The sequence below is a fragment of the Thiohalocapsa sp. genome, from assembly GCF_019695415.1.
Lineage (GTDB): Bacteria > Pseudomonadota > Gammaproteobacteria > Chromatiales > Chromatiaceae > Thiohalocapsa.
The window spans coordinates 1-4,953 of record NZ_JAIFKJ010000624.1 but is presented as its reverse complement, the minus strand read 5'-3'; the positions used below and the strand labels follow the sequence as shown (position 1 = coordinate 4,953).

The following is a 4,953-nucleotide window of genomic DNA, read 5'->3' as shown; positions in this document are numbered from 1 at the left end:
TGTCTGGTCTTCCTCGAACCTCGCCCCTCGAAACTCGCTCCTCTCCGCTATAACCGCAGGTTAGGACCCAGAGCGGACATTGTGAGCACATGCACCGGGTCGCTTGGATTTCCGAACCCGATCCCGTACTTTTTACCGTTGGCCCACTTTCCCTTTGGCAATACCCGATGGACAATTTCGCGAACCGCATCCGCGGCTACTACGAGGAGGTTCTCGACCCGCTGGCAAAACAGTTCATGTTCCGACGTCCGCCCACTGTGGGCGAGTTGCGTCGGCCGCCGCAGGTTTTGCTGTTGGGCAATCACTCATCGGGGAAGTCCACTTTCGTCAACCATCTCCTGGGCGACGATGTCCAGAGCACTGGGGTTGCTCCAACGGATGACGGTTTCACGATTATCACCTACGGTGCGACCGCGACGGAGCGGGATGGGGCTGCTGTCGTTAGCAATCCGGACCTGCCCTACGAGGGGCTCCGGTACTTTGGTGACCAACTGGTCTCGCATGTGCGGCTGAAGCTGCGCCCCGCTGAACTTTTGAAAACGGTGACGCTGATCGACAGCCCGGGCATGATCGATGCGGCCAAGGCCGAGAACGGGCGCGGTTTTGACTTTCCCGGTGTGGTGCGTTGGTTCGCCGAACGCGCCGACCTCGTGCTGGTCTTCTTCGACCCGGATAAGCCCGGGACGACGGGCGAAACACTTCAAGTGTTCCGCGAGTCCTTGGCGGGCATCGATCATAAGATGTTGATCATCTTGAACAAGGTGGATCAGTTCCAGTGCCTGCACGACTTCGCGCGGGCCTATGGGGCACTCTGCTGGAACCTGGGAAAGGTCATCCCGCGCAAAGACTTGCCGATGATCTACAACATCTTTGTGCCACTTTCCGACAAGCCGAAGTCGCGCCTGCCGATGGAGGATTTCGAGAAGGCGCGCAACGACCTGATCTGTGAGTTGCACCGTACCCCGACCCGGCGGATGGACAACCAGATCACACAGATCCATGCCTATGCTGAGCGGCTCCGGCTGCACGCGATGGTCATCGACAAGGCCGCCGACACGTTCAAATCGATCCGCGCGCGCTGGCGAGGTCTCTTGCTTCTGCTCTTCGGCGGGCTGGGTGCTGCCGCTTTTGCCACGGGCATGGTTGTGGCGTTGCCGGTGATTGCATTGGCCGCAGTCCTGGCTTTCAGTTTGACGGAGCTCATTACGCTTCCGCGGGCCAAACGGCGTCTGATCCGTCGCTTCGACCAGATTTTTGAAAAGCTGCACGATCGAGAGTTGCTGTTGCGCGACCGGGCGGAGGACTTGCGCATGATGTGGGAAGAGGTCAGCCCACGCGCCCGCGAGATCGCTGAAAAGAGCGGCCTCCAGTCGTTCAAGAAGATGAGTTGGCACGACCGCGAGCTTCTCGAGGAACTGACGGGCAAGCTGATCCCGCAGCTTCGAAGCGAGCTCTACAACGCCATGCGTGGTAGCGAGGCGCCCGCAGCCGATTTGGAGCAGGATCGCCCGGCGATGTTGCCTGCATCAGAGCCGCCCCGTCCGCGACTGGTCGAAGGTGTCGGGTCCGGGACACCTAAGCGCAAGACCTTCTTCTGATGCGAGCAGGCTCGGGCCAAGAAATCGACTAGTCCTGCGTTCGCTTTGCCGTCCACCGGCGGTGCCTTGAGGCGCACCCGCAGCTCGTCACCCAGGGGCTCGCCGAAGGCATTCTCGCGTGCCCGCGGCTGGACGCGCAGCGCGAGCCGCAAAGTGTCGCCCTGCCAGCGGTACCAGCTCACAGCGCCTGAGGCTTTACAGGGCCGGCGGTGGGCAGGGGCGGACGCCAGCTGGGCGGCGCTTGCATCAGAAGGGGCTGCCCGTCAGTGCCCGCAGCGGCGGCAGCAGCAGCATCTGCAGCAGCACCAGGCCGATCATGGCCAGCATGGGCGACAGGTCGATGCCGCTGATGGGCGGCACCAGGCGCTGTGCCGGCTCCAGGATCGGGTCCGTCAGCCGGCTCAGGAGCTCGACGGCAGGATTGAACGGGTCCGGATTGAGCCAGCTCAGGATGACCCGGATCAGGATGGCGAACAGGAAGATGCTGATGATGAGCCCCACCAGCGCTGGAATCGCCCATGCGAAGGCCAAGAGCAGATTGCGGTCGAGGCCGAACAACAGCGCCAGTAGGGCCAGCTCGGCGGATTTCAGCAGCCAGGCGAGCACCAGTGATGCGGTGTCGAGGCCGCGGTAGCCCGGGATCAGCTTGCGCATCGGTCGCAGTACCGGCGACGTGAGCGTGACGACGAATTGTGAGATCGGGTTGTAGAAGTCCGCACGCGTCCATTGCAGCAGAAAGCGGATCATCACCAGGGCGATGTAGAGCCCGAACAGGGTCTTGACGAGGAAGATCAGCGGGTTGGTGAAATAGGCTTCGGTCATGCGTCGGCTCCGAGCAGTTGTGACAACTCCTGTGCACGGTAGCGTGCCGCTGCGACGGCCCGCGCCACCAGGGGCTCCAGCCCGCCGTCGCTGAGCACGCCGAGGGCGCGCTCGGTGGTCCCGCCCGGGGAGGTGACGCGCTGGCGCAACATCCCGGGCGATTCATCGCTCGCCATGGCCATGCGCGCGGCGCCGAGCGCCGTCTGAATGGCAAGGAGCCGGGCCGTCTCGGCATCCAGCCCTTCGGCGACGGCTGCCTTCTCCAGCGCCTCCATGAACAGGAAGAAATACGCCGGGCCGCTGCCGGAGACGGCCGTCACCGTGTCCAGATCGGCCTCGGAGTCGACCCAGCGGGTGAGCCCGCCGGCGCGCAGGATTTCCTCCGCTAGGTTGCGCTGCGCGGGCGATGCGCCGGCCCCGGCGTGGAGCCCGATGGCGCCCGACTGCACCAGCATGGGGGTGTTCGGCATGCTGCGCACCAGCGGGATCTCACCGCCGAGCCAGGCGGCGATGGCGGCCTCGCTGACCCCGGCCATGACCGAGATCACCAGCGGCGCCGGCTGCGGGAGATGTGCCGCCAGCGCCCGGCAGACCGCCGGCGCCACCTGCGGTTTGATGGCCAGCACGACGACGTCGGCTCCGGCCACAGCGGTGGCGTTATCATCGGTGGTTTGCACGCCGTAGGATTCGGCGAGCCGGCTGCGCATCTCGGCGAGCGGGTCGCTGACAATGAGGGCGCCCGGCTCATGGCCGTCGGCGATGAGGCCGGCGACCAGGCTGCGCGCCATGTTGCCGCCGCCGATGAATGCGATGCGGGTCTGACTCAGGGACATGCTGTGGGGGGCCTCCCTCATGGTGGCTGATGCGTGACTGTAGGGTGGTGACGGCGCGGGCTGACGGACGGCTCGCGGCACCGCATGCCGCGCATCCGGGAGTCTTGGCCTTCAGTGCGCGCCGGTCGCCGGTCGGGGGCCGAAGATGGCTGTGCCCACCCGCACCATTGTAGCGCCCTCGGCGATGGCGGCTTCCAAGTCTGCCGTCATCCCCATGGACAGGGTCGCGAGCGGCAGGTCCCGGGTCGCGAGCCGGTCGCGCAGCGCGCGCAGCGCGGCAAAGGGCCGGCGTTGAGCGGCGAGGTTCTCCGCCGGCGCCGGCAGGGTCATCAGGCCCTGTACGGCGATGCCGTCGATGTTTCGGCAGGCGTCGAGGAGCGTCTCCGCTGCCTCGGGCTCGACGCCGGCCTTGCTGGCCTCTCCGCTCAGGTTCACTTGGATGCAGACCTTGAGCGGAGCGGCATCCGCCGGCCGCTGGGCCCCGAGCCGACGCGCATGCTTGAGCTCGCAGAGGCCGTGCACCCAGTCGAAACGGGCGGCGATGTCTTTCGTCTTGTTGGTCTGGACACGGCCGACAAAGTGCCAGCTGAGCGGCAGCGCCTTGAGTACGGCCTGTTTTTCCAGTGCCTCCTGCACATAGCTCTCACCGAACTGCCGCTGGCCGGCGCGGTGGGCCGCAGCGATGCGCTCGGCGCCGTGGACCTTGCTCACGGCCAACAGTGCGACGCTGCCTGGCGGGCGCCCGTAGCGGGCCTCGGCGGACGCGATGCGCTCGCGCACGCGGGCGAGGTTGTCGGCGATGGTGCGGTCGAGGTCGTCGGTTGTCATGGCGCCGTGCTCGTGAGCTGTCTCAGCCCGCGCCGCCCTTCAACCGTGCCACCAGCGCCCGCAGCGCCTGGCCGCGATGGCTGATGGCGTTCTTGGTGTCCGGGTCCAGCTCAGCGGCGCTGCAACCGTGCGTGGGCACGAAGAACAGCGGGTCATAGCCGAAGCCGTTGCTGCCCCGGGGGGCGCGCAGGATGCGCCCCTCCCAAGTGCCGATGCAGATCAGGGGCGTGGGGTCTTGGGCATGACGCAGATAGACCATGACGCATTGATAGCGGGCACTGCGCTCGCCGTCCGGCACCGCGGCAAGCTCGGCGAGCAGCTTCTCATTGTTGGCCTGGTCGTTGGCGCCGGCCCCCGCATAGCGTGCGGAGTAGATGCCCGGCGCGCCGGCGAGGGCGTCCACCTCGATGCCTGAGTCGTCGGCGATGGCTGGCAGACCGCTGCCCGCGCTCGCGTGGCGGGCCTTGAGGATGGCGTTCTCGACGAAGGTGAGTCCGGTCTCCTCCGCCTCCCCGATATCGAACGCGCGCTGGGGCAGCACCTGCAGGCCTGCCGTGGCGAGCAGCTGGTCGATCTCGCGCAGCTTGCCGGGGTTGTTGCTGGCGAGCACGATACGGGCGGGCTGGTCGGCGGTCATGGGCGGCTCCGGGGGCGGCGCGGGCGTGTGCCGGTGCGAATGCCCGCAGCGGATGAAGCGGCGTTGGTCATGTCGGCGCGCGGTGTCAAGACAAAGCCGCCAGCTGGACGGCGATGAGATGCGCGATCCCGGCGGGGGCGAGTCCCGCCTGGCCGCGAGATCCGCACGGGACAACGCAGTCCCCCCAGCAGGTCCTTTGGCCTCCAATGGGCACCCGGGCGCAGACAAGTCCCAC

Annotated in this window: 5 protein-coding genes and 1 pseudogene; 1 reads left to right on the top strand and 5 read right to left on the bottom strand. The window is 66.7% G+C overall.

Translation table 11 applies throughout. The features are described from left to right. Window positions 1–167: 167 nt before the first annotated feature. Window positions 168–1,598: a dynamin family protein gene (locus tag I6U14_RS17065; RefSeq protein ID WP_296900908.1), complete on the top strand. Its 1,431-nt coding sequence runs from the start codon at window positions 168–170 to the stop codon at window positions 1,596–1,598. A 41-nt stretch (window positions 1,599–1,639) separates the two neighbouring features. On the opposite strand, the pseudogene I6U14_RS17060 reads toward I6U14_RS17065, so the two are convergent. The 5 genes and pseudogenes from I6U14_RS17060 to rdgB form a co-directional block, all read right to left on the bottom strand. After that, window positions 1,640–1,780, bottom strand: a pseudogene (locus tag I6U14_RS17060) (DUF167 domain-containing protein); the annotation flags it as partial. A gap of 64 nt (window positions 1,781–1,844) precedes the next feature. Beyond that, window positions 1,845–2,420: a YggT family protein gene (locus I6U14_RS17055; RefSeq protein WP_296900906.1), complete on the bottom strand. Its 576-nt coding sequence runs from the start codon at window positions 2,418–2,420 to the stop codon at window positions 1,845–1,847. Beyond that, window positions 2,417–3,247 (bottom strand): pyrroline-5-carboxylate reductase, encoded by an 831-nt coding sequence (gene proC, locus I6U14_RS17050; RefSeq protein WP_296900909.1) that lies wholly within the window; start codon window positions 3,245–3,247, stop codon window positions 2,417–2,419. Before proC ends, I6U14_RS17055 begins: the two co-directional genes overlap by 4 nt. Before the next feature lie 117 nt (window positions 3,248–3,364). Further along, window positions 3,365–4,081, bottom strand: coding sequence for a YggS family pyridoxal phosphate-dependent enzyme (locus I6U14_RS17045; protein WP_296900904.1), 717 nt, complete (start codon window positions 4,079–4,081; stop codon window positions 3,365–3,367). A gap of 22 nt (window positions 4,082–4,103) precedes the next feature. Beyond that, window positions 4,104–4,718, bottom strand: coding sequence for an RdgB/HAM1 family non-canonical purine NTP pyrophosphatase (rdgB, locus tag I6U14_RS17040; RefSeq protein WP_296900903.1), 615 nt, complete (start codon window positions 4,716–4,718; stop codon window positions 4,104–4,106). Between the last annotated feature and the right edge of the window lie 235 nt (window positions 4,719–4,953).

What these genes read in the sequence shown, in the direction of transcription:
- I6U14_RS17055 (WP_296900906.1), bottom strand. Translation starts at nt 2,420, where the DNA reads ATGACCGAAGCCTATTTCACCAACCCGCTGATCTTCCTCGTCAAGACC.
- I6U14_RS17045 (WP_296900904.1), bottom strand. Translation starts at nt 4,081, where the DNA reads ATGACAACCGACGACCTCGACCGCACCATCGCCGACAACCTCGCCCGC.
- I6U14_RS17065 (WP_296900908.1), top strand. Translation starts at nt 168, where the DNA reads ATGGACAATTTCGCGAACCGCATCCGCGGCTACTACGAGGAGGTTCTC.
- rdgB (WP_296900903.1), bottom strand. Translation starts at nt 4,718, where the DNA reads ATGACCGCCGACCAGCCCGCCCGTATCGTGCTCGCCAGCAACAACCCC.